Here is a 20,801-nt window from a genome sequence, read left to right as displayed (position 1 = left end):
TTTTAATCGGTGACGTCAAATTATTGGCCAAGCGAACTGTATCGGCGACTGGCGTAGAATCCTGAAGCAACGCCCACTGCCTTCCGTCTGATACAGGCCATCGACTTCCCATGACTGTGACAACCCCCAAGCTGATCCGCGAAACCTTCCCCGTCGGCCCCTTGCAGTGCAACTGCACAATCATCGGTGATCCGATCACCAAAAAAGCGATCGTGGTCGACCCGGGCGGCAATCATGAATTGATCCTCGCGCGCCTCGACGCCTTGGGCTTGAAGGTGGTGAGCATCATCCACACCCATGCGCACCTGGATCACTTCCTGGCCTCCGGTCAGCTCAAGGAGAAAACCGGCGCGACCCTGCACCTGCATAAAGAAGATCAATTCCTCTGGGACAATCTGGAGATGCAATGCCAGATGTTTGGTGTGCCTTACACCCCAGTGCCATCGCCGGACCGCTGGTTGGCCGACGATGAAGAACTGGCTTGCGGATGCGGCGTGGCGTTGCACACGCCGGGTCATACACCGGGTTCCATGAGCTTTTGGTTTTCCGAGGCCAAGCTGCTGATTGCCGGAGACACGTTGTTTCGTCGCGGGGTAGGGCGAACGGACTTGTGGGGCGGCGATCAGGCGACCATCGTACGGTCGATCAAGCAGCGGCTCTACACGCTCGACGAAGAGGCGACGGTGGTGACCGGGCATGGTCCGGACACGCGCCTGGGTGATGAAATGCGCGAGAACCCGTTTGTGCGGGCTTAAATGTAACCGACGGAATTTTCGTCGGCCAAAATGATCCAACGCCCGCAAAGGTTCAATGCCTTAGTCCGTTGCACCACAGAATGCAAAAAACCAGGAGCTCTTCATGTTCACCAAGCAGCGTTTGATTATTGTCGCTACGGCTGTGGCCTTGCTGTCTGGCTGCGCCTCGCCTAACCCTTACGACAACCAGGGCCAGGCCGACGGTGGCTCCACGGGCATGAGCAAAACCGCGAAATACGGTGGCCTTGGCGCGCTGGCCGGTGCGCTGGCGGGTGCCGCCATCGACCACAACAACCGTGGCAAAGGGGCGCTGATTGGCGCCGCGGTCGTGGGTGCTTCCGCTGCCGGTTACGGTTATTACGCTGACCAGCAAGAGAAGAAGCTGCGTGCCAGCATGGCCAATACCGGTGTCGAGGTGCAGCGTCAAGGCGATCAGATCAAGCTGATCATGCCGGGCAACATCACGTTCGCTACCGATTCGGCGAATATCGCCTCCAGCTTCTATCAGCCGCTGAACAATCTGGCCGGCTCGCTGAAGGAGTTCAGCCAGAACCAGATCGAAATCGTCGGCTACACCGACAGCACTGGCGGCCGCCAGCACAACATGGACCTGTCCCAGCGTCGCGCCCAGAGCGTGGCGACTTACCTGACCTCCCAGGGTGTCAGCGGTACCAACCTGTCGGCTCGCGGTGCCGGCCCGGATAACCCGATTGCCAGCAACGGCGACGCCAATGGCCGGGCGCAGAACCGCCGCGTTGAAGTCAACCTGAAGGCGATTCCGGGGCAGCAGTATTCGCAACCGACCCAGTAGTGACAGCCAAGGCCTGACTGAACCCCAGGCGTAAAAAAGCCCGCTCGATCCTCAGCCGATCGGGCGGGTTTTTTGTGTCACCCGTTCTGGCCCCATCGCGAGCAGGCTCACTCCCACAGTGTTCTGTGTCGATCTCAAGACAGTGGTCAAACACAAATCGCTGTGGGAGCGAGCCTGCTCGCGATGGGGCCAGAGCAGACAACTCAACAATCATGTCTAGTCCTGAAATAGGTTTACACCTGTTTCACCCCAACGCCCGATGCACCGCATCGGGCGTTTTGTATTTTAAGGACAGGTGCGGGCGTTCCTGGTTGTAGATCAGGATCGCTTCTCGCACCATTTGCTCCGCTTGCGCCAAGTCTGTCGGCCGGTGGAGTAATAGTTCTGTTTTCAAGATGCCGTTGACCCGCTCTGCCAAGGCGTTTTGGTAGCAGTCGTAGCCATCCGTCATCGAACACGTGATGCCATGCTTGGCGTGGAGCTTTTGATACAGCGCCGAGCAGTACTGGACTCCTCGATCCGAGTGATGGACCAGTTTCTGACGTGTTCGACGTGTCTTTAACGCCATGCGTAAGGCTTGGGCCACCGAGTCGGCATGCAGGCTGCCATGCACGTGATAACCGACAATTTTTCTTGAGAAGGCATCTGTGACCAGGCTCAGGTAGACCGGATCGTCACGCTGGGTGGACAGGTAAGTAATATCGGCCACCCAGACCTGTTCCGGACCGGTTGCAACGACTTGCTGCGGGCCTGGCTTTAGCAGATTGGGATGGCAGCGAAAGTGATGATGGCTGTCGGTCGTCTTGTGATACGCCCGTTTCCTGCGAACCAACTGCCGGTGCTCGCGCAGCACTTCAAACAAGCGATCCCGGCCAACATGCAACTCAGGTTTCTCATGCTCCGCGTGCATCAATGACTGGAGCTTGCGTGCGCCAATGCAGGGTTGGCGCACTCGGATTGCCTGCACAAACTTGATGAGTTTCTGATCTTGATCGACTCGCGCCCGATAGACGCGATCACGCTTGTAAAAGGCTTGGCGACTGATCCCCATAAACTGGCAAGCCCTGCTGACACTCAGGGTTTGGGTTTGCGCAACGACTTGCCGGGCCGCTTTTTTACAATGGATACGCCGTAGTCATTCTTCAGGACATCAACCACATCTTCAAAGAATTTGGCTTTCTGATTTGCTAGTGCCAGTTGCTCCTCAAGCTCTTTGATTCTCTGCTCGGGGGTCAAAGGCAAAGTTGGCTCGTCCATCGGTCGAGTCCTCTGCGTACGAATGGAGGCGCCTTGGCTCCAATCTTGTCGACCATGCTTGCGTAACCAGACCAACACCGTCGACCGACCTTGAATCCCATAACGCCGCTGAGCCTCTTTATAACTCAACTCGCCTTTTTCTACTTGGTCGACAACCGACAATTTAAAAGTCAGCGTGTAATCGCGCTGACTACGTTTTGCGCCCGTATCCATTGCACCTTCCTGATAAAAAGCCAGAAGGTGTAAACCTTATTCAGGACGAGACATCAGAGACAAAAAAGCCCCCGGACAATCACTTGTCCGGGGGCTTTTTCATGTCGCGCGAAACCTGATTACTTCTTCAGGCCGTAATGCTCATCGAGCATGCCAGGCGCGTTAGGGGCTTTGGGGGCGTAGTCGCGAGGCGGCTCCTGATTGCGCGGTGGCGTCAGGCGTTCCCGTGGAGCCTGCGTCGCATCGGCGTGCAGGGCGGCCAGCAAGCGTTGACGAGTCTGCTCGTCCAGGGCCAGGCGGTTGGCACCCTCGGCGAGGTGATCCTGCACTTCCTGATAGCTGGCAGTGAGTTTCTTGACCAGTGTTGCAGTGCTGTTGAAGTGGGTGACCACCTCGTTCTGATAACTGTCGAAACGTTCCTGAATATCATCCAGCTGACGTTGGGTGCTGCTGGGCGCGGCATTCGGCACCAAACGAGCGATCAGGAAACCAATGGCGACACCCACAACCAGGGCAAGAGTCGGCAACAACCAAACTAAGAGCGAGTGTTCCACGAGTCCTTCCTCTATAAACGGCTTTGCTTTACGTTAACGGCTCGAACCTGCGCTGTATACCGCGATTCACTCGCAATAGATTGGCACAGACAATTTGCTAGACGAGTCGACCCGATTCGAGGTCACGGAGTTCCTTCCTTGCTTATGCGCGAAACCCCTGTAGTGATTGATGGCCCAGTCGGCCAACTGGAAGCTCTTTACCTGGATATCGAGCAGCCGCGCGGCATCGCGCTGATCTGCCATCCAAACCCGGTGCAGGGTGGCACCATGCTCAACAAAGTGGTCTCGACCCTGCAGCGCACCGCGCGCGACGCCGGTTTGATTACTTTGCGTTTCAACTACCGTGGTGTCGGCGCCAGCGAAGGCTCGCACGATATGGGCACTGGCGAAGTCGACGATGCTCAGGCAGCGGCCGAATGGCTGCAGGGCAGACACCCGGAACTGCCCCTGACCCTGTTCGGTTTTTCCTTCGGTGGTTTTGTTGCAGCAAGTCTCGGCGGACGCCTGGAAGCCAAGGGCGAACAACTCAAGCACCTGTTCATGGTGGCACCTGCGGTCATGCGTCTGGGTGATCAGGACCAGCTGCCGCAGCAGGCCGAGCTGACCCTGATCCAGCCGCAAACCGACGAAGTGATCGATCCACAACTCGTCTACGAATGGTCCGGCAAGCTCGAACGTCCCCATGAGCTGCTGAAAGTGGCAGAATGCGGACACTTTTTTCATGGCAAGCTGACCGATCTCAAAGATCTGATCCTGCCGCGCCTTTCGAATTGATTGCAGTCTGACAAGCGATTACCCATGACGACTCGTACCCGTATCCTCACCGGCATCACCACCACCGGCACGCCGCACCTGGGCAACTACGCCGGTGCCATCCGCCCGGCGATCCTGGCCAGCCGTGACAGCAATGCCGATTCGTTCTACTTTCTGGCCGACTACCACGCCCTGATCAAATGCGATGACCCGCTGCGCATCCAGCGCTCGCGTCTGGAAATCGCCGCGACCTGGCTGGCCGGTGGCCTGGATGTGGAGCGCGTGACGTTCTACCGCCAGTCCGACATCCCGGAAATCCCCGAGCTGACCTGGCTGCTGACCTGCGTTGCCGCCAAGGGCCTGCTCAACCGCGCCCATGCCTACAAGGCTTCCGTGGACAAGAACGTTGAAACCGGCGAAGACCCGGATGCCGGCATCACCATGGGCTTGTACAGCTACCCGGTGCTGATGGCCGCGGACATCCTGATGTTCAACGCCCACAAGGTGCCGGTCGGCCGCGACCAGATCCAGCACGTGGAAATGGCCCGCGACATCGGCCAGCGCTTCAACCACCTGTTTGGCCAGGGCAAAGAATTCTTCACCATGCCGGAGGCGCTGATCGAAGAAAGCGTCGCCACGCTGCCAGGCCTCGACGGTCGCAAGATGTCGAAGAGCTACGACAACACCATTCCGTTGTTCAGCAGCGCCAAGGAAATGAAGGACGCGATCTCGCGGATCGTCACCGACTCCCGCGCGCCGGGCGAAGCCAAGGATCCGGACAATTCGCACCTGTTCACCCTGTTCCAGGCCTTCGCCACGCCAGCACAATCCGACGAGTTCCGCAGCGAATTGTTGCAGGGCCTGGGTTGGGGCGAAGCGAAAAATCGCCTGTTCCAACTGCTGGATAGCGAGCTGGGCGAGTCCCGCGAGCGTTATCACCAGCTGATCGAACGCCCGGCGGACCTGGAAGACATCCTGCAGATCGGCGCCAAAAAAGCGCGTTCGGTTGCGACACCATTTCTCCACGAGCTGCGTGAAGCGGTCGGCCTGCGCTCTTTCGTCGCCCAGACCCAGGTCGCTGCCACCACCAAGAAGAAAGCCGCGAAAGCTGCGCGTTTTGTCAGTTTCCGCGAGGAGGACAGCAGTTTCCGCTTCCGTCTGCTGGCGGCCGATGGCGAGCAATTGCTGCTGTCGCGCAACTTCGCCGACGGCAAAACAGCAGGCCAGGTGACCAAGCAGCTGCAATCGGGCCAGCCTTTGGATGTACGCAGTGAGGAGCAGAGCTTCAGCGTCTGGCTGGAAGGCGAGTGCGTGGCCGACAGCCCGACCTTTGCTGACAACGCCGCTCGCGATGTTGCCATCGACGCTCTGCGGGTTGCGCTCACGCCGGTTCAGGAATAAATCAACGGTTCGGCCCGACTAAGGGCCGATTGCCATTCCCGCAGGCCGTCGCTACAGTGACGGCCCGTTTTTGTTGCCTTGCTAACGAATTATGACGCCCCTAGAACGATACCAAGCTGATCTGAAACGCCCGGAATTCTTCCATGACGCCGCGCAGGAAACCGCCGTGCGTCATTTGCAGCGCCTGTACGACGATCTGGTCGCTGCGTCGAACAACAAGCCTGGCCTGCTCGGCAAACTGTTTGGCAAGAAAGACCAGGCGCCGGTCAAGGGCCTGTATTTCTGGGGCGGCGTGGGTCGCGGCAAGACTTACCTGGTCGACACCTTCTTCGAAGCGCTGCCGTTCAAGGAAAAGGTCCGCACTCACTTCCACCGCTTCATGAAGCGTGTGCACGAAGAGATGAAGACCCTCGGCGGCGAGAAGAACCCGCTGACCATCATTGCCAAGCGCTTCTCTGACGAAGCCCGGGTGATCTGTTTCGATGAGTTCTTCGTGTCCGATATCACCGACGCGATGATCCTCGGCACGCTGATGGAAGAGTTGTTCAAGAACGGCGTGACCCTGGTCGCGACCTCGAACATCGTGCCGGACGGTCTGTACAAGGATGGCCTGCAACGTGCGCGCTTCCTGCCGGCCATTGCGCTGATCAAGCAGAACACCGACATCGTCAACGTCGACAGCGGCGTCGATTATCGTCTGCGCCACCTCGAGCAAGCCGAGCTGTTCCACTTCCCGCTGGACGAAGCCGCTCAGGAAAGCCTTCGCAAAAGCTTCCGCGCCCTGACACCAGAATGCACGGCCGCCATCGAGAATGACGTGCTGATGATCGAGAACCGCGAAATTCGTGCCGTGCGCACCTGTGATGACGTGGCCTGGTTCGACTTCCGCGAACTGTGCGACGGCCCACGCAGCCAGAACGATTACATCGAACTGGGCAAGATCTTCCACGCCGTGTTGCTCAGCGGTGTCGAGCAGATGAGCGTCACTACCGACGACATCGCCCGACGCTTTATCAACATGGTCGACGAGTTCTACGACCGTAACGTCAAGCTGATCATCTCGGCTGAAGTCGAGCTCAAGGACCTCTACACCGGCGGTCGCCTGAACTTCGAGTTCCAGCGCACGCTCAGCCGTCTGCTCGAAATGCAGTCGCACGAATTCCTGTCCCGGGCGCATAAGCCGTAGGATTATTCGGAAAATGAAAAAAGGGCCTGCACATGCAGGCCCTTTTTTGTGCGCGCCGAAGAACCCATGTGGGAGCGGGCTTGCTCGCGAAAGCGGTGGTTCAGTCGACATCAAGTTTGAATGTCAGACCGCTTTCGCGAGCAAGCCCGCTCCCACATTGGATTTGTGTTCAGTCCTTAAGCCGCTTGCTGAAACTGCTGCCGATACTGATTCGGCGACAACTCAGTGTGCTGGCGGAACAACCGCGCAAAGAAGCTCGCATCGTCGTAACCGACTTCATAGCTGATGGTCTTGATGCTCTTGCGGCTACCCGACAGCAGACCCTTGGCGGTTTCAATGCGCAGGCGTTGCAGGTAATGCAGCGGCTTGTCGCCGGTGGCGGTCTGAAAGCGGCGCATGAAATTGCGGATGCTCATGCCGTGTTCGCGGGCGACGTCTTCGAAGCGGAATTTGTCGGCGAAGTGTTCTTCGAGCCAGTGCTGGATCTGCAGGATGATCACGTCCTGGTGCAGTTTCTGTCCGCCGAAGCCGATGCGTCCTGGCGAGTAGCTGCGCTGCACTTCGTAGAGAATGTCCCGGGCCACGGCCTGGGAGACGTTGGCGCCGCAGAAGCGTTCGATCAGGTAGATGTAGAGATCGCACGCCGAAGTGGTGCCGCCTGCGCAATACAGGTTGTCGGCGTCGGTCAGGTGCTTGTCCTGATTGAGATGGACCTGTGGGAAGCGCTCGGCGAAGGCATTGAAGAAGCGCCAGTAGGTGGTCGCTTCCTTGCCATTGAGCAGGCCGGCCTCGGCAAGCCAGAACACCCCTGTGGCCTCACCGCAAAGCACGGCGCCGCGAGCGTGTTGCTGGCGCAACCAGGGCAGGACCTGTGGATAACGTTGGCAAAGGGTATCGAAATCGTCCCAGAAGGCCGGGAGGATAATGACGTCGGCATTTTCCAGGCCTCCGTCCACCGGCATGATCACATCGCTGAAGCTGTTTACCGGTTTGCCGTCGGGGCTGACCAGCCGGGTTTCGAACGCCGGTGTCAGGCCCTGGCCCAGTTGTTTGCCATAGCGCAGGCTGGCCAGGTGGAAGAAATCCTTGGCTTGCATAAGGGTGGAAGCGAAAACCCGGTCGATAGCCAGGATGCTGACGCGCCGCAAGGGCGTGGAGACGTGGTTAGACATAATTCAACTTTATTCTTATAGGGGAAAGTGGTCACCAGACGGCTGGATCGTCTTATTTTTTGTCTGATGTGTCCAGTGTCCTGTATCGGGTGTGAGGCTTAGTCTCTGAAGGTCAACTCCCTCTAACAATAACGACAGGTGCCGCATGATCCCCAGAACCTTGTTCAGTTCCGAGCACGAATTGTTTCGCGACAGCGTGCGAACGTTCCTCGAAAAAGAGGCCGTGCCGTTCCATGGGCAATGGGAAAAACAAGGCTACATCGACCGTAAACTCTGGAACAAGGCAGGGGAGGCGGGGATGCTTTGTTCGCATCTGCCGGAGGAATACGGCGGGCTGGGGGCGGACTTTCTCTATAGCACGGTGGTGATCGAAGAGGTGGGGCGACTGGGTCTCACCGGGATCGGTTTTTCGCTCCATTCGGACATTGTGGCGCCCTACATCCTGCACTACGGCAGTGAAGCGCTGAAGCATAAATACCTGCCGAAACTGGTGTCCGGCGAGATGGTTACTGCGATTGCCATGACCGAACCGGGCGCCGGTTCCGATCTGCAAGGGGTGAAAACCACTGCGGTGCTGGATGGCGACGAGTACGTGATCAACGGGTCCAAGACATTCATCACCAACGGTTTTCTGGCTGACCTGGTGATTGTCGTGGCCAAGACGGATCCGAAGGCTGGCGCGAAGGGCACGAGTCTGTTTCTGGTCGAGGCCAACACCCCGGGTTTCGACAAGGGCAAGCGCCTGGAAAAAGTCGGCATGAAGGCTCAGGACACGTCGGAGTTGTTCTTCCAGGACGTTCGGGTCCCCAAAGAAAACCTGTTGGGGCAGGCGGGCATGGGCTTCGCTTACCTGATGCAGGAGTTGCCTCAGGAGCGCCTCACCGTCGCCATTGGCGGGCTGGCGTCGGCCGAAGCTGCGTTGAAATGGACGCTAGATTACACCCGTGAGCGCAAGGCGTTCGGCAAGGCGATTGCCGATTTCCAGAACACACGCTTCAAGCTGGCGGAGATGGCGACTGAAATCCAGATCGGCCGGGTTTTCGTGGATCGCTGCCTGGAACTGCACCTGCAAGGCAAGTTGGATGTGCCGACCGCCGCGATGGCCAAGTACTGGGGCACTGACCTGCAATGTAAGGTGCTCGATGAATGCGTGCAGTTGCATGGCGGTTACGGGTTCATGTGGGAATACCCGATCGCCCGGGCGTGGGCGGATGCGCGGGTGCAGCGGATTTATGCGGGGACCAATGAAATCATGAAGGAGATTATTGCTAGGTCGCTTTGATTTTGCGGTGACTGTCAGGCTGCTATCGCGAGCAGGCTCGCTCCCACACTTAGCCGCGTTCTCCCAGAGGAATGCGATCAAATGTGGGAGCGAGCCTGCTCGCGATTGGGTCTATGAATCGATCAAGGCGCCGGGTTCGGGTGATCCTTGTGAATCGCCTCAATCCCCTCCAGCACGTCATCGGAAAGTTTCAGCTCGAAACTGGCGATGTTGCTCTCCAGTTGCTCCATGGTTGTGGCGCCGATGATGTTGCTGGTCACAAACGGCTGCTGGGTGACAAACGCCAACGCCATTTGCGCCGGGTCCAGGCCGTGTTCCCGGGCCAGCGCGACATAACGACTGCACGCTGCCTCTGACTGCGGGTTGAAATAGCGGCTGAAGCGGCTGTAGAGGCTCAGGCGGCCTTTGGGTGGACGCGCGCCACCTTCGTACTTGCCTGACAGGAAACCGAACGCCAGCGGCGAATAGGCGAGCAGGCCGCACTGTTCGCGGATGGCGATTTCCGCCAGGCCGACTTCGAAGCTGCGGTTGAGCAGGTTGTACGGGTTCTGGATCGACACCGCGCGCGGCCAGCCACGGGCTTCTGCCAGGGCGAGGAAGCGCATGGTGCCCCATGGCGTTTCGTTGGACAGGCCGATGTGGCGGATCTTGCCGGCCTTGACCTGCTCGTCCAGCGCTTCGAGGGTGTCCTCCAGCGGCGTCAGGTTGGCTTCGATCTTGTGCTTGTAGCCCAGCTGGCCGAAGAAATTGGTGCTACGTTCCGGCCAGTGCAACTGATAGAGGTCGATGTAGTCGGTTTGCAGGCGCTTGAGGCTTGCATCCACGGCTTCGGTGATGTGCTGGCGGTTGTGCCGCAGGTTTTTGTCGCGGATGTAATCGATGGTGTTGCCGGGGCCGGCGATCTTGCTGGCCAGTATCCAGTCGGCGCGATCACCGCGACTTTTGAAGTAATTGCCGATGTAGCGCTCGGTGGTGGCGTAGGTTTCGGCCTTCGGCGGCACCGGGTACATTTCGGCGGTGTCGATGAAATTGATCCCGGCGTCCTTGGCCCGTTCGATCTGGGCGAAGGCTTCAGCTTCAGTGTTTTGCTCGCCCCAGGTCATGGTTCCGAGGCAGATGGCGCTCACGTTCAGATTGGTTCGGCCTAGCTGTCGATAGTCCATCGGGTGCTCCTTGGGCAAAACAATCATAAAAGCAGGTTGAAATATTTTTCGCAATCTGCATAATTGCGCACCTCTTTCTGCAGTGGAAGTGATGCGCCGCCGCCGAAGAATCTTGCCGTTGAACGGACGCGCCGACCCGAGCCCCCGAAAGCGTCTGTATCCGGCTGCCTTTGACTTGTCAAAGTACGCACTATTCAGTAAGATCCGCCGTCTAATTTACAGGGCGGCCCCTGAGGCTATAAAGAATGAAAACTTTTACTGCTAAACCGGAAACAGTACAGCGCGACTGGTTTGTCGTCGACGCTGCAGGTCAGACCCTGGGTCGTCTGGCCACCGAAATCGCGAGCCGTCTGCGTGGCAAGCATAAAGCTGAGTACACTCCTCACGTTGACACCGGCGACTACATCGTCGTTATCAATGCCGAGCAGATTCGTGTAACTGGTGCTAAAACCACCGACAAGATCTACTACTCCCACTCCGGTTTCCCGGGCGGCATCAAGTCGATCAACTTCGAAAAGCTGATCGCTAAAGCCCCTGAGCGCGTGATCGAGACCGCGGTCAAAGGCATGCTGCCTAAGAACCCGCTGGGTCGCGACATGTATCGTAAGCTGAAAGTCTATGCGGGCGCTGTACACCCTCATACTGCTCAGCAGCCCCAAGAACTGAAGTTTTAACGGAATAGTTCATTATGTCGGCGACTCAAAATTACGGCACTGGCCGTCGCAAGACCGCAACCGCACGCGTTTTCCTGCGTCCGGGTACTGGTAACATCTCCATCAACAACCGCACCCTGGAAAATTTCTTCGGCCGCGAAACTGCCCGCATGGTAGTTCGTCAGCCGCTGGAACTGACTGAGACTGTCGAGAAATTCGACATCTACGTCACCGTGATCGGTGGTGGTGTAAGTGGTCAAGCTGGCGCAATCCGCCACGGTATCACTCGCGCACTGATGCAGTACGACGAAACCCTGCGTGGCGCTCTGCGCAAAGCTGGCTTCGTTACTCGCGATGCTCGTGAAGTTGAACGTAAGAAAGTTGGTCTGCGTAAAGCGCGTAAGCGTCCGCAGTACTCGAAGCGTTAATTCGCTTTCGCGTTCAAAAAGAACGCCCAGTTTCCTCGCGAAGCTGGGCGTTTTTTTATGGGCGCGATTTATCAAAGAATTGCGCTGTGACAACTTGCCACAGCCGTAGAAGCCCTATACTGCAAGGCTTGGCAGTGAAGCCCCTCGGTAATTACCTTGTCAGAATTGGGGCTTTTCATTACCATTCGGCAAAATTTTTATAAGTTCAGATTTTTACTTAGTAGACGCCTGATTTAACAGGCCACAAAGCTGATGGGAGAGGACTGAATGAGCAATGACGGCGTGAATGCAGGCCGGCGTCGCTTCTTGGTAGCAGCCACATCCGTGGTGGGTGCTGCAGGAGCGGTGGGGGCTGCGGTCCCGTTCGTGGGGTCATGGTTTCCCAGTGCCAAGGCGAAAGCCGCAGGTGCACCGGTGAAAGTGAATGTCAGCAAAATCGAACCAGGTCAGCAGATGATTGCTGAGTGGCGCGGTCAGCCGGTGTTCATTGTCCGCCGTACCGAGGAAATCCTGGGGAATCTGAAAAAGATCGAGGGCCAGCTGTCTGACCCGACCTCCAAGAACTCGACACAACCGACCTATGTCGACCCGGAAACGCGTTCGATCAAGCCAGAAGTTCTGCTGCTGATCGGCATCTGCACGCACCTGGGTTGCTCGCCGACCTTCCGTCCAGAAGTGGCACCTGCGGATCTAGGCAAAGACTGGGTAGGTGGTTATTTCTGCCCTTGCCACGGTTCCCACTACGATCTGGCTGGCCGCGTCTACAAGTCGCAACCTGCGCCCTTGAACCTGCCAGTTCCCCCGCATTCCTATGAGACCGATGACATCATTGTCATTGGCGTCGATACGGAGAAAGCGTGATGAGCAAGTTCATGGATTGGGTTGATGCGCGCTTTCCCGCAACCAAAATGTGGGAAGACCATCTCAGCAAGTACTACGCCCCGAAGAACTTCAACTTCTTCTATTTCTTTGGCTCCCTGGCACTGCTCGTTCTGGTCAACCAGATCGTTACCGGTGTCTGGCTGACCATGAGCTACACCCCGTCGGCGGAAGAAGCCTTTGCCTCCGTTGAATACATCATGCGCGATGTCGAGTACGGCTCGATCCTGCGTATGTTGCACGCCGTCGGCGCTTCGATGTTCTTTATCGTGGTTTATCTGCACATGTTCCGTGGCTTGCTCTACGGTTCGTACCAGAAGCCGCGTGAGTTGGTGTGGGTCTTCGGCATGCTGATTTACCTGGCGCTGATGGCTGAGGCCTTCATGGGTTATCTGCTGCCGTGGGGCCAGATGTCCTACTGGGGCGCCCAGGTGATTATCTCGCTGTTCGGTGCGATCCCGGTCATCGGTAACGACCTGACCCAGTGGATCCGTGGTGACTACCTTATTTCCGGTATCACCCTGAACCGCTTCTTCGCCCTGCACGTTGTCGCCCTGCCAATCGTGATTCTCGGTCTGGTAGTGCTGCACGTCCTGGCGCTGCACGAAGTCGGCTCGAACAACCCGGACGGCGTGGACATCAAGAAACACAAAGACGAAAACGGCGTACCGCTGGACGGCATTGCCTTCCACCCGTACTACACCGTGAAAGATATCGTCGGCGTGGTGGTGTTCCTGTTTATCTTCTGCTCGATCGTGTTCTTCTTCCCGGAAATGGGCGGCTACTTCCTCGAGAAGCCGAACTTTGAAGTGGCGAACGCCTTCAAGACACCTGAGCACATCGCTCCGGTCTGGTACTTCACGCCGTTCTACGCGATTCTGCGGGCGGTTCCGGACAAGCTTCTGGGCGTTATCGCCATGGGCGCGGCCATCGCTGTGCTGTTCGTCCTGCCGTGGCTGGATCGCAGCCCCGTCAAGTCGATGCGCTACAAAGGCTGGCTGAGCAAAATCTGGCTGGTGGTGTTCTGCGTCTCGTTCGTGATCCTCGGCATTCTGGGTGTTCTGGCTCCGACGCCGGGTCGTACGCTGCTGTCGCAGGTATGCACCTTCCTGTACTTCGCCTACTTCATTCTGATGCCGTTCTACACCAGGCTCGAGAAGACCAAACCGGTTCCGGAAAGGGTGACTGGCTGATGAAAAAGTTATTTGCTGTACTGATTCTTGCTGCCATGCCTGTGTTCTCGTTCGTGTCGACAGCCGGTGCTCCAGAATTGGAAAAGGTCGACATCGACGTTTCCGACAAGGCTGCAATGCAGGATGGCGCGCGTACGTTCGCCAACTATTGCATGGGCTGTCACAGCGCCAAGTTCCAGCGTTACGAACGTGTTGCCGATGATCTGGGTATTCCTCACGATCTGATGCTGTCGAAGCTGGTGTTCACCGGCGCCAAGATCGGCGACCACATGAGCATCGGCATGCAGCCGGCTGACGCCAAGACCTGGTTTGGTGCCGCACCGCCTGACCTGACTCTGGTAGCGCGTGTTCGTGGTACGGACTGGCTTTATGGTTACCTGAAGTCCTTCTACGAAGATCCGTCGCGTCCTTGGGGTGTGAACAACAAGGTTTTCCCGAACGTGGGCATGCCGAACGTCCTGGTTGGCCTGCAAGGTCGTCAGGTTGTCGGTTGCAAACAGGTTCAGATCGTCGAAGACGGCAAGAAGCAATATGATCCGCTGACCGGTACCGCGCTGACTCATGAAGCGTGCGATCAGTTGACCATCGTGCCGAAGAGCGGTGCTCTGACCGAAGAGCAGTTCGATGAGAAGGTCAAGAATCTGGTAACCTTCCTCGCTTACTCGGCTAACCCGGTTAAGCTGGAGCATCAGCGCATCGGTACCTATGTGTTGCTGTACCTGGCGTTCTTCTTCGTATTCGCTTACTTGCTCAAGCGTGAATACTGGAAAGACGTCCATTGATAAAGCTGTAAGCAATTGCTGTTAATCGCACGCGCCCAGGGGCGTCTCTGAAGGTGTAACGAGTCTGGCAAGCCAGACGTTACGGGAGGCGTCTTCTGGGCGCGTGCGTTTTTCCGCTTCCGATAATTTCAACAAGCGAGGAGGACCGCCATGGGCGTGACCAATCGGTTGGCCTGTTACTCCGACCCCGCCGACCACTATTCCCACCGAGTGCGCATCGTACTTGCAGAGAAGGGTGTCAGCGCAGAGATCATTTACGTGGAGGCTGGTCGCCAGCCGCCTAAACTGATTGAAGTGAACCCTTACGGAAGCCTGCCCACCCTGGTCGATCGTGACCTGGCGTTGTGGGAGTCGACCGTGGTGATGGAATATCTGGATGAGCGTTACCCGCACCCGCCCTTGCTGCCGGTTTATCCTGTGGCGCGTGCCAACAGCCGTCTGCTGATCCATCGTATTCAGCGTGACTGGTGTGGTCTGGTGGATCTGATCCTGGATTCGAAGACCAAGGAAGCTGCCCGCGTCGTGGCTCGTAAAGAGTTGCGTGAAAGCCTGACTGGCGTGTCGCCGTTGTTCGCCGACAAGCCGTTTTTCCTCAGTGAGGAACAAAGTCTGGTGGATTGCTGCCTATTGCCAATACTCTGGCGTTTGCCGATTTTGGGTATTGAACTGCCGCGGCCTGCCAAGCCGCTGCTTGATTACATGGAGCGCTCGTTTGCGCGTGAGGCTTTCCAGGCGAGTCTGTCTGGTGTCGAACGCGATATGCGCTAAGGCTTAAGGAGCCGCTATGAACTCCAGTCGACCTTATCTGGTCCGCGCGCTCTACGAGTGGATTGTGGACAACGATTGCACCCCGCACATGCTGGTCAATTCCGAGTATCCGTCGGTGCAGGTGCCTCAGGGTTTTGCCAGTGACGGACAAATTGTCCTGAACGTATCACCGGCTGCCGTGCGTCATCTGCACATGGACAACGAGGCGGTCAGCTTCGAAGGGCGCTTCGGTGGCGTGCCGCACACTCTGTACGTGCCTATCGCATCGATCCTGGGTATTTACGCCCGGGAGAATGGCCAAGGCATGGTGTTTGATCTGGAATCGCCTATGGAAGACGAGGAAGAGATCGAGCCGGATGATGATATTCCGCCGCCCGACAGCGAGCCGCCGCGTCCCAGCGGTCGACCCAGTTTGAAAGTGGTGAAGTAAAAAAAAAGGCGATCCGCAAGGATCGCCTTTTTTTATTACTTCTGTAGGAGTCAGGCTTGCCGGCGAAAGCGATCTGGAGGGCGCCTTCGCCGGCAAGCCTGGCTCCTACAGGATGGTGTATCAGTCGATATATTCAAACAACTTCACAATCTTCTGCACACCGGAAACGCTCTGCACCAGGTTGGTGGCCTGCGCCGCTTCCTGCTTGGTCAGCAGACCCAACAGATAAACGATGCCGTTCTCGGTGACGACCTTGATGCGCGACCCCGGGATGTTCGGGTCGGTGAGCATCTGGGTCTTGATCTTGGAGGTCAGCCAGGTGTCGTTCTGGCGGGCAAGGAAGCCGGAGGGTGGCAGAACCTGCAGTTCGTTATGCACCTTCTTTACGCGCTGGACCGCGGCGGCGGCCTGTTCGGCCTTGGCCTTGAGGTCGGCGGTCGGTGTTTGCCCGGCGAGTAGCACGACGCCGTTGAAGCTGGTGACGACGATGTGCGAATCGTTGTCCAGGGCAGGATCGGCCTTGGCGACGTTCACGCCGACCTTGGTATCGATCAGGGAGTCGTCGATCTTGCTGCCGAAGGTGCGCGTACCGCGGTCATCTTCAATGGGCGCTTCACGGCTGGCTTTAACCACCGAAGTGCAGCCGCTGATGCCGAGGCACAGGGTCAAGGCCAGAAGGCCTAGGCGATTAGGGGTCATTCTTCACTCCCGAACAGTTGGCTGTCGATCAAATCGCAAAGGCAATGGATCGCCAGCAGGTGGACTTCCTGAATACGTGCGGTGACGTTGGCCGGTACGCGAATCTCGACGTCCTCGGGCAATAGCAACGACGCCATGCCGCCGCCATCGCGACCGGTCAATGCTACGACAATCATTTCGCGATCATGTGCGGCCTGGATCGCTTGAATAATGTTCGCCGAGTTGCCGCTGGTGGAAATCGCCAGCAATACGTCACCCGGTTGGCCGAGGGCGCGGATCTGTTTGGAGAAAATTTCGTTGTAGCTGTAGTCGTTGGCGATCGAGGTGATCGTCGAGCTGTCGGTGGTCAGCGCAATGGCGGGCAGGCTCGGACGTTCGCGCTCGAAGCGGTTGAGCAGCTCGGACGAAAAGTGCTGGGCATCACCGGCGGAGCCACCGTTGCCGCAAGAAAGCATTTTGCCCTCATTGAGCAGGGCGTTGACCATTACCTGGCTGGCTTGCTCGATGTGCGGTGCAAGTACGTCCATCGCCATTTGCTTGGTGTCGATACTGGCCTGAAAAAGCTGGCGAATTCGGGATTGCATGTCCATCTGTGTGACCTTAATTAGCGCGGCTACTCGGCACATGAATGTGCAGCCCGCAAAGCAAAGAGCAAAAGTGTTGGGTAAAGGTATCCGCTTCGGGGCGCACGCGATCAGCTGTCGAAGGCATTCTGCAACCAGTTCAACTGATCGAGGTTGCTGTCGATGGCAACCACGTCGAAGCGGCAGGGGGAATTGGCCCAACGCGACTCGCGCTGAAGAAAATACTGCGCGGCGAAAATCAGTTTCTGCCGTTTGCGCCCATCGATGCTGTCGAGCGCTCCACCCCACTGGGTGTTTTTTCTGTAGCGGACTTCAACGAATACTACTGTATCGCCATCAAGCATGACCAGATCAAGCTCGCCGCGTTTACACAACCAGTTCTGCGCCAGCAGGCGCAGACCCTGTTGTTGAAGATGCTCGAGCGCATGGCGCTCGGCATCTTTACCGCTTTGTTGGCGTGACCTGTCAGGCATCAGCGTGGGGTATCCGGCAGGCGTTGAACCTGACCGCTGACGAACTGTGCCCACGGCAACTGGCGCACCACGCGCTGGTTTTGAGTCATGCCCAGGCTGCCCGACTGGCCTTCAATGCGGCTGTCCGGAAGCGCCTTGAGTTGCCCCAGTCGCGGCGCCAGGCGATAGGCGTCAACGCCCATTGCGTACAGGCGGCCCAGGCTGCCAGCCGCTTGCGGCCATTGTGCCGTGACCTGTTTGCGCAGCGGATCATTGGCGTCCAGCAACCACGGGGTTTCGCAGAAACGGATGCCGTTCATGTCGTTGTACTGGTTCACGTCGCCGCTGGCACTGAACACGTGGGACGTGGCGTAAACCGGCACGTCGCCCGCGTACTGGAAGTTCAGGGTCGGCTTGATCTGCTGAGCCTGTTGCGGAGTCGCGGCCAGGAAGATGAACTCGATGTCCTGGCGGCGCGAAGGCTGGGCCGCTACCTGCGAGCCAACGGTACTTTGCAGGCTCTTGGCGCGACCTTCGCTCTGACGCAGCTGGAACATGTCGGCAATCTGCTGGGCCAGTTGAACCGGTTGGTCAACGCGCTCGGTCGCGACGATGCTGCCGCCGTTGGCTTGCCAATCCTGGCTGAACGCTCTCAGCACGCGATCGCCCCATTCCCCTTTCGGCACCATGATCGCGGCGCGATGCAGGCCGTCGGCGCGAGCACGACGAGACACTTCACGTGCTTCATCTTCAGCGGCCAGACCAAACTGGAACAGCTGGGCCGGACCTTGTTCGCCTTCGCTGTAATTCAGCGCCAGGGTGGTGATCGGCAGTTGCGGGCGAGCACTGAGCTGTTTGACCAGTGGTTTTTCCAGCGGACCGACCACCAGTTGCACGCCATCGGCCTGGGCCTTGCGGTAGAACTCGTCCATCGAGGTCAGGCGTGAGCTGTCATAGAACTCGATGGCTGGCGGCTTCTGCCCGGCTTGTTGCGCCTGGTAGTGAGCGGCCAGGAAGCCTTCACGCAGCGCTTTGCCGACCGATGCCAGCGGGCCGTCTTGCGGCAACAGCAGGGCGATTTTGCTCAGGGGCTGGCTGGCCAGTTCCTTGAGCTTGGTCAGTGGCAGCGGCAATTGAATGGCAGCCGGGTGCTTAGGGTTCTGGGCGCGCCAGTTGTCGATCGCGGCTTGCTGTTGTTCCAGGGTGCCGGCGGTTTTCACCGTCAGTGCCAGGCTCATCCAGCCACCAAGGTCGTCGTCGGTGGTTGGCTGCAGTTGATCGGTCGGCAGCGAGGCGATCAGGGTCCAGATCGCTTCGTGGTTTTTGCCGGCGGCTTCACCTTCGAGCATGGGTGCGATGAAGATGCGCTCCCGTGCGGCGGCCAGCGTCTGCCCGTCGGCCTCAAGGGCGCGAGCATGGACAGTGCCGGTGCGAACCTGTTGCTCGACCGGCAACTCGCTCAGGCGTTGCAGGCTCGGATGGCTCAAGGCAGTCAACGCCGCCTTGGGCTGATTGCGCGCCATGGCCAGTTCAGCCGCCAGGGTGCTGGCGAAGACCTGTTGGCCGGGCTTGAGTTGTTCCACCGGAACCTGTTGCAGGATTTGCGCGGACTGGCCGGCATTGCCCTGGCGATAGGCCAGGTCTGCCGCGCTCAGACGCAACAACGCGGCTTTTTCCGCGTCCTTGCTTTGAGCGGCCTGTTCGAGCAGTTGCTCGATACTGGCGTCCGGGGTCCGTGGAAGTTCGCCAAGGCTGGAAGAGGGCGAGCTGGCGCAAGCCGCCAGCAAGGCAGCGAGGCAGAGGGCAGTGAACAGCCGCAGGCAAGCGATCATGTAGTGTTCCTGATACTCGATCAAATTAGCGTGGAATTGTACCCAAGCACTGGCCGGGGCGCGATGTTACTGGCGTGAATCGATCAATTTAGCTCGTGCAAATGTTGCAGCGCTGCACAAACGCCTGAAAACCCGAGGAGGGCGGGGCGATCGCAAGCGCCGCTACGCGCTACAATGTCGCCTTTTACCGATCATGAGGTGTGCGCTTTGACTGCTCCAGGTGCTTTGAATTCCGCTGCTGGCTCGCTTTATGTGGTGGCGACGCCCATCGGCAACCTGGACGACATCAGTGCACGTGCGCTGAAGATCCTGCGCGACGTCGCGTTGATTGCCGCCGAAGACACCCGTCACTCCCAGCGCCTGATGCAACACTTCGGCATTCCCACGCCGCTGGCGGCCTGCCATGAACACAACGAGCGCGATGAAGGTAGCCGCTTTATCACGCGATTGCTGGCGGGCGACGATGTGGCGCTGATCTCCGATGCCGGTACGCCGCTGATTTCCGATCCGGGTTATCACCTGGTGCGTCAGGCTCGCGCCGCCGGGATCAATGTGGTCCCGGTTCCAGGCGCCTGTGCCTTGATCGCGGCGTTGTCGGCGGCGGGACTACCGTCGGACCGTTTCATTTTCGAAGGCTTCCTGCCGGCCAAGGCTGTCGGTCGTCGCGCTCGTCTTGAGCTGGTCAAGGAAGAGCCGCGCACACTGATTTTCTATGAAGCGCCGCATCGCATTCTTGAGTGCCTGCAAGACATGGAGTTGGTGTTCGGCCCCGAGCGTCCGGCGTTGCTGGCCCGTGAAATTACCAAGACCTTCGAAACCCTTAAAGGCCTGCCGCTGGCCGAGTTGCGTGAGTTCGTCGAGTCGGACAGTAATCAGCAGCGCGGCGAGTGCGTGGTGTTGGTGGCGGGTTGGTCGGCACCCGAGACCGAGGATGCGGTCAGCAGTGAGGCCATGCGCATCCTCAATCTGTTGCTTGAAGAGATGCCGCTCAAGCGTGCGGCGGCATTGGCGGCGCAAATTACCGGTGAACGCAAGAATGTGCTCTATCAGGTTGCGTTGGATAAACAGAAGGGCGAGTAAAAACCCGACGCGCAGGAGCAGCCAAAGGCGTTTAGCGCTTGTTCTTCGGCCGCTCTGCCGTTAACCTTCGCGGCGGAGAGTCGATTGGACAGTCGCTGCCCTCTATGAAAATTAGGGGGGGGAGGAAAGTCCGGGCTCCATAGGGCGAAGTGCCAGGTAATGCCTGGGAGGCGTGAGCCTACGGAAAGTGCCACAGAAAATAACCGCCTAAGCGCTTCGGCGCCGGTAAGGGTGAAAAGGTGCGGTAAGAGCGCACCGCACGTCTGGCAACAGTTCGTGGCTAGGTAAACCCCACTTGGAGCAAGACCAAATAGGGTCCCAAGGCGTGGCCCGCGCTGGGACCGGGTAGGTTGCTAAAGATGTCCAGTGATGGCCATCGTAGACGAATGACTGTTCAAGACAGAACCCGGCTTACAGATCGACTCTCCACCTTTTTTCCCTCCCTGCTTTGATCGTTGAGCAGGGCGCTGGTAG

The 20,801-nt window shown here is 58.3% G+C and carries 22 protein-coding genes and 1 other RNA gene; 15 read left to right on the top strand and 8 right to left on the bottom strand.

The genetic code is table 11. The features are described 5' to 3' along the window. Positions 1–110: 110 nt before the first annotated feature. Together ACA068_RS24400 and ACA068_RS24395 are read left to right on the top strand one after the other, a co-directional pair. Entirely contained in the window at positions 111–755 is a 645-nt protein-coding gene (locus tag ACA068_RS24400; RefSeq protein WP_497305360.1) for an MBL fold metallo-hydrolase, read from the top strand. Between the two features lie 103 nt (positions 756–858). Further along, entirely contained in the window at positions 859–1,566 is a 708-nt protein-coding gene (locus ACA068_RS24395; protein WP_497305358.1) for a YiaD family glycine zipper/OmpA-like lipoprotein, read from the top strand. A 244-nt stretch (positions 1,567–1,810) separates the two neighbouring features. On the opposite strand, the gene ACA068_RS24390 is transcribed toward ACA068_RS24395, so the two are convergent. Beyond that, positions 1,811–3,036 (bottom strand): IS3 family transposase gene (locus ACA068_RS24390; protein WP_497303223.1). Its coding sequence is split into 2 segments (ribosomal slippage): positions 1,811–2,685 and positions 2,685–3,036, totalling 1,227 coding nucleotides; the frame shifts between segments, so codons are not numbered across the junction. Positions 3,037–3,155: 119 nt separating this feature from the next. Continuing rightward, on the bottom strand, positions 3,156–3,590 hold the full coding sequence (locus ACA068_RS24385; protein ID WP_497305357.1) for a Z-ring associated ZapG family protein: 435 nt from the start codon (positions 3,588–3,590) through the stop codon (positions 3,156–3,158). A 144-nt stretch (positions 3,591–3,734) separates the two neighbouring features. Between ACA068_RS24385 and ACA068_RS24380 the strand changes: the two genes are divergently transcribed. The 3 genes from ACA068_RS24380 to zapE all read left to right on the top strand — a co-directional run bounded on the left by ACA068_RS24380 (position 3,735) and on the right by zapE (position 6,930). Beyond that, positions 3,735–4,364: an alpha/beta hydrolase gene (locus tag ACA068_RS24380; RefSeq protein ID WP_497305355.1), complete on the top strand. Its 630-nt coding sequence runs from the start codon at positions 3,735–3,737 to the stop codon at positions 4,362–4,364. A 24-nt stretch (positions 4,365–4,388) separates the two neighbouring features. Continuing rightward, positions 4,389–5,744, top strand: a complete 1,356-nt coding sequence (locus tag ACA068_RS24375; protein ID WP_497305353.1) for a tryptophan--tRNA ligase — start codon at positions 4,389–4,391, stop codon at positions 5,742–5,744. A 91-nt stretch (positions 5,745–5,835) separates the two neighbouring features. Next, entirely contained in the window at positions 5,836–6,930 is a 1,095-nt protein-coding gene (gene zapE / locus ACA068_RS24370; protein WP_109634727.1) for a cell division protein ZapE, read from the top strand. 176 nt (positions 6,931–7,106) lie between these two features. Here the strand turns inward: zapE and ACA068_RS24365 are convergent, their stop codons facing one another. Further along, a complete protein-coding gene (locus ACA068_RS24365; protein WP_403107253.1) occupies positions 7,107–8,003 on the bottom strand; it encodes a GlxA family transcriptional regulator in 897 nt (298 codons plus the stop codon). A 244-nt stretch (positions 8,004–8,247) separates the two neighbouring features. Here ACA068_RS24365 and ACA068_RS24360 point away from each other — a divergent pair, with 244 nt between their 5' ends. Then, a complete protein-coding gene (locus tag ACA068_RS24360) occupies positions 8,248–9,384 on the top strand; it encodes an acyl-CoA dehydrogenase family protein (protein WP_010458159.1) in 1,137 nt (378 codons plus the stop codon). A gap of 122 nt (positions 9,385–9,506) precedes the next feature. Here the strand turns inward: ACA068_RS24360 and ACA068_RS24355 are convergent, their stop codons facing one another. Further along, positions 9,507–10,547, bottom strand: a complete 1,041-nt coding sequence (locus ACA068_RS24355) for an NADP(H)-dependent aldo-keto reductase (RefSeq protein WP_497305350.1) — start codon at positions 10,545–10,547, stop codon at positions 9,507–9,509. Positions 10,548–10,792: 245 nt separating this feature from the next. On the opposite strand from ACA068_RS24355, the gene rplM reads away from it, so the two are divergent. From rplM to ACA068_RS24320, 7 genes are all read left to right on the top strand, one after another. Next, positions 10,793–11,221: a 50S ribosomal protein L13 gene (gene rplM / locus ACA068_RS24350; protein ID WP_007905295.1), complete on the top strand. Its 429-nt coding sequence runs from the start codon at positions 10,793–10,795 to the stop codon at positions 11,219–11,221. A gap of 14 nt (positions 11,222–11,235) precedes the next feature. After that, entirely contained in the window at positions 11,236–11,628 is a 393-nt protein-coding gene (gene rpsI / locus ACA068_RS24345; RefSeq protein ID WP_003216038.1) for a 30S ribosomal protein S9, read from the top strand. Between the two features lie 267 nt (positions 11,629–11,895). Beyond that, the gene (petA, locus tag ACA068_RS24340) at positions 11,896–12,489 is read left to right on the top strand and encodes a ubiquinol-cytochrome c reductase iron-sulfur subunit (protein ID WP_007905300.1); all 594 of its coding nucleotides are present in this window, start codon (positions 11,896–11,898) and stop codon (positions 12,487–12,489) included. Beyond that, positions 12,489–13,700, top strand: a complete 1,212-nt coding sequence (locus tag ACA068_RS24335; protein WP_083375773.1) for a cytochrome b — start codon at positions 12,489–12,491, stop codon at positions 13,698–13,700. Before petA ends, ACA068_RS24335 begins: the two co-directional genes overlap by 1 nt. Further along, on the top strand, positions 13,700–14,482 hold the full coding sequence (locus tag ACA068_RS24330) for a cytochrome c1 (RefSeq protein WP_497305348.1): 783 nt from the start codon (positions 13,700–13,702) through the stop codon (positions 14,480–14,482). The genes ACA068_RS24335 and ACA068_RS24330 overlap by 1 nt, the downstream gene beginning before the upstream one ends. 150 nt (positions 14,483–14,632) lie before the next feature. Continuing rightward, complete coding sequence (locus ACA068_RS24325; protein ID WP_027922678.1) at positions 14,633–15,250, top strand: glutathione S-transferase N-terminal domain-containing protein; 618 nt, start codon at positions 14,633–14,635, stop codon at positions 15,248–15,250. A gap of 16 nt (positions 15,251–15,266) precedes the next feature. Then, the gene (locus ACA068_RS24320) at positions 15,267–15,680 is read left to right on the top strand and encodes a ClpXP protease specificity-enhancing factor (protein ID WP_008155980.1); all 414 of its coding nucleotides are present in this window, start codon (positions 15,267–15,269) and stop codon (positions 15,678–15,680) included. Between the two features lie 120 nt (positions 15,681–15,800). Here the strand turns inward: ACA068_RS24320 and ACA068_RS24315 are convergent, their stop codons facing one another. The 4 genes from ACA068_RS24315 to ACA068_RS24300 form a co-directional block, all read right to left on the bottom strand. Next, positions 15,801–16,379, bottom strand: coding sequence for a BON domain-containing protein (locus ACA068_RS24315; RefSeq protein ID WP_109634717.1), 579 nt, complete (start codon positions 16,377–16,379; stop codon positions 15,801–15,803). Beyond that, a complete protein-coding gene (locus ACA068_RS24310; RefSeq protein WP_008025961.1) occupies positions 16,376–16,969 on the bottom strand; it encodes a phosphoheptose isomerase in 594 nt (197 codons plus the stop codon). Before ACA068_RS24310 ends, ACA068_RS24315 begins: the two co-directional genes overlap by 4 nt. 104 nt (positions 16,970–17,073) lie before the next feature. Continuing rightward, entirely contained in the window at positions 17,074–17,436 is a 363-nt protein-coding gene (locus ACA068_RS24305) for a YraN family protein (protein ID WP_007904371.1), read from the bottom strand. After that, positions 17,436–19,247, bottom strand: coding sequence for a penicillin-binding protein activator (locus ACA068_RS24300; RefSeq protein WP_497305346.1), 1,812 nt, complete (start codon positions 19,245–19,247; stop codon positions 17,436–17,438). The genes ACA068_RS24305 and ACA068_RS24300 overlap by 1 nt, the downstream gene beginning before the upstream one ends. A 174-nt stretch (positions 19,248–19,421) precedes the next feature. Between ACA068_RS24300 and rsmI the strand changes: the two genes are divergently transcribed. Further along, positions 19,422–20,327: a 16S rRNA (cytidine(1402)-2'-O)-methyltransferase gene (gene rsmI / locus ACA068_RS24295; RefSeq protein WP_497305344.1), complete on the top strand. Its 906-nt coding sequence runs from the start codon at positions 19,422–19,424 to the stop codon at positions 20,325–20,327. A 76-nt stretch (positions 20,328–20,403) separates the two neighbouring features. After that, positions 20,404–20,757, top strand: an RNA gene (gene rnpB / locus ACA068_RS24290) — RNase P RNA component class A. Positions 20,758–20,801: the final 44 nt, after the last annotated feature.

Source organism: Pseudomonas sp. LBUM1660, from assembly GCF_059695935.1.
This window is presented reverse-complemented; position numbering and strand designations above follow the sequence as displayed.

Excerpts from the sequence above, each read along its gene's own strand:
- ACA068_RS24400 (WP_497305360.1), top strand. The coding sequence starts at position 111 with ATGACTGTGACAACCCCCAAGCTGATCCGCGAAACCTTCCCCGTCGGC.
- ACA068_RS24395 (WP_497305358.1), top strand. The coding sequence starts at position 859 with ATGTTCACCAAGCAGCGTTTGATTATTGTCGCTACGGCTGTGGCCTTG.
- ACA068_RS24380 (WP_497305355.1), top strand. The coding sequence starts at position 3,735 with ATGCGCGAAACCCCTGTAGTGATTGATGGCCCAGTCGGCCAACTGGAA.
- ACA068_RS24375 (WP_497305353.1), top strand. The coding sequence starts at position 4,389 with ATGACGACTCGTACCCGTATCCTCACCGGCATCACCACCACCGGCACG.
- zapE (WP_109634727.1), top strand. The coding sequence starts at position 5,836 with ATGACGCCCCTAGAACGATACCAAGCTGATCTGAAACGCCCGGAATTC.
- ACA068_RS24360 (WP_010458159.1), top strand. The coding sequence starts at position 8,248 with ATGATCCCCAGAACCTTGTTCAGTTCCGAGCACGAATTGTTTCGCGAC.
- ACA068_RS24355 (WP_497305350.1), bottom strand. The coding sequence starts at position 10,547 with ATGGACTATCGACAGCTAGGCCGAACCAATCTGAACGTGAGCGCCATC.
- rplM (WP_007905295.1), top strand. The coding sequence starts at position 10,793 with ATGAAAACTTTTACTGCTAAACCGGAAACAGTACAGCGCGACTGGTTT.
- rpsI (WP_003216038.1), top strand. The coding sequence starts at position 11,236 with ATGTCGGCGACTCAAAATTACGGCACTGGCCGTCGCAAGACCGCAACC.
- petA (WP_007905300.1), top strand. The coding sequence starts at position 11,896 with ATGAGCAATGACGGCGTGAATGCAGGCCGGCGTCGCTTCTTGGTAGCA.
- ACA068_RS24335 (WP_083375773.1), top strand. The coding sequence starts at position 12,489 with ATGAGCAAGTTCATGGATTGGGTTGATGCGCGCTTTCCCGCAACCAAA.
- ACA068_RS24330 (WP_497305348.1), top strand. The coding sequence starts at position 13,700 with ATGAAAAAGTTATTTGCTGTACTGATTCTTGCTGCCATGCCTGTGTTC.
- ACA068_RS24325 (WP_027922678.1), top strand. The coding sequence starts at position 14,633 with ATGGGCGTGACCAATCGGTTGGCCTGTTACTCCGACCCCGCCGACCAC.
- ACA068_RS24320 (WP_008155980.1), top strand. The coding sequence starts at position 15,267 with ATGAACTCCAGTCGACCTTATCTGGTCCGCGCGCTCTACGAGTGGATT.
- ACA068_RS24315 (WP_109634717.1), bottom strand. The coding sequence starts at position 16,379 with ATGACCCCTAATCGCCTAGGCCTTCTGGCCTTGACCCTGTGCCTCGGC.
- ACA068_RS24310 (WP_008025961.1), bottom strand. The coding sequence starts at position 16,969 with ATGGACATGCAATCCCGAATTCGCCAGCTTTTTCAGGCCAGTATCGAC.
- ACA068_RS24305 (WP_007904371.1), bottom strand. The coding sequence starts at position 17,436 with ATGCCTGACAGGTCACGCCAACAAAGCGGTAAAGATGCCGAGCGCCAT.
- ACA068_RS24300 (WP_497305346.1), bottom strand. The coding sequence starts at position 19,247 with ATGATCGCTTGCCTGCGGCTGTTCACTGCCCTCTGCCTCGCTGCCTTG.
- rsmI (WP_497305344.1), top strand. The coding sequence starts at position 19,422 with ATGTCGCCTTTTACCGATCATGAGGTGTGCGCTTTGACTGCTCCAGGT.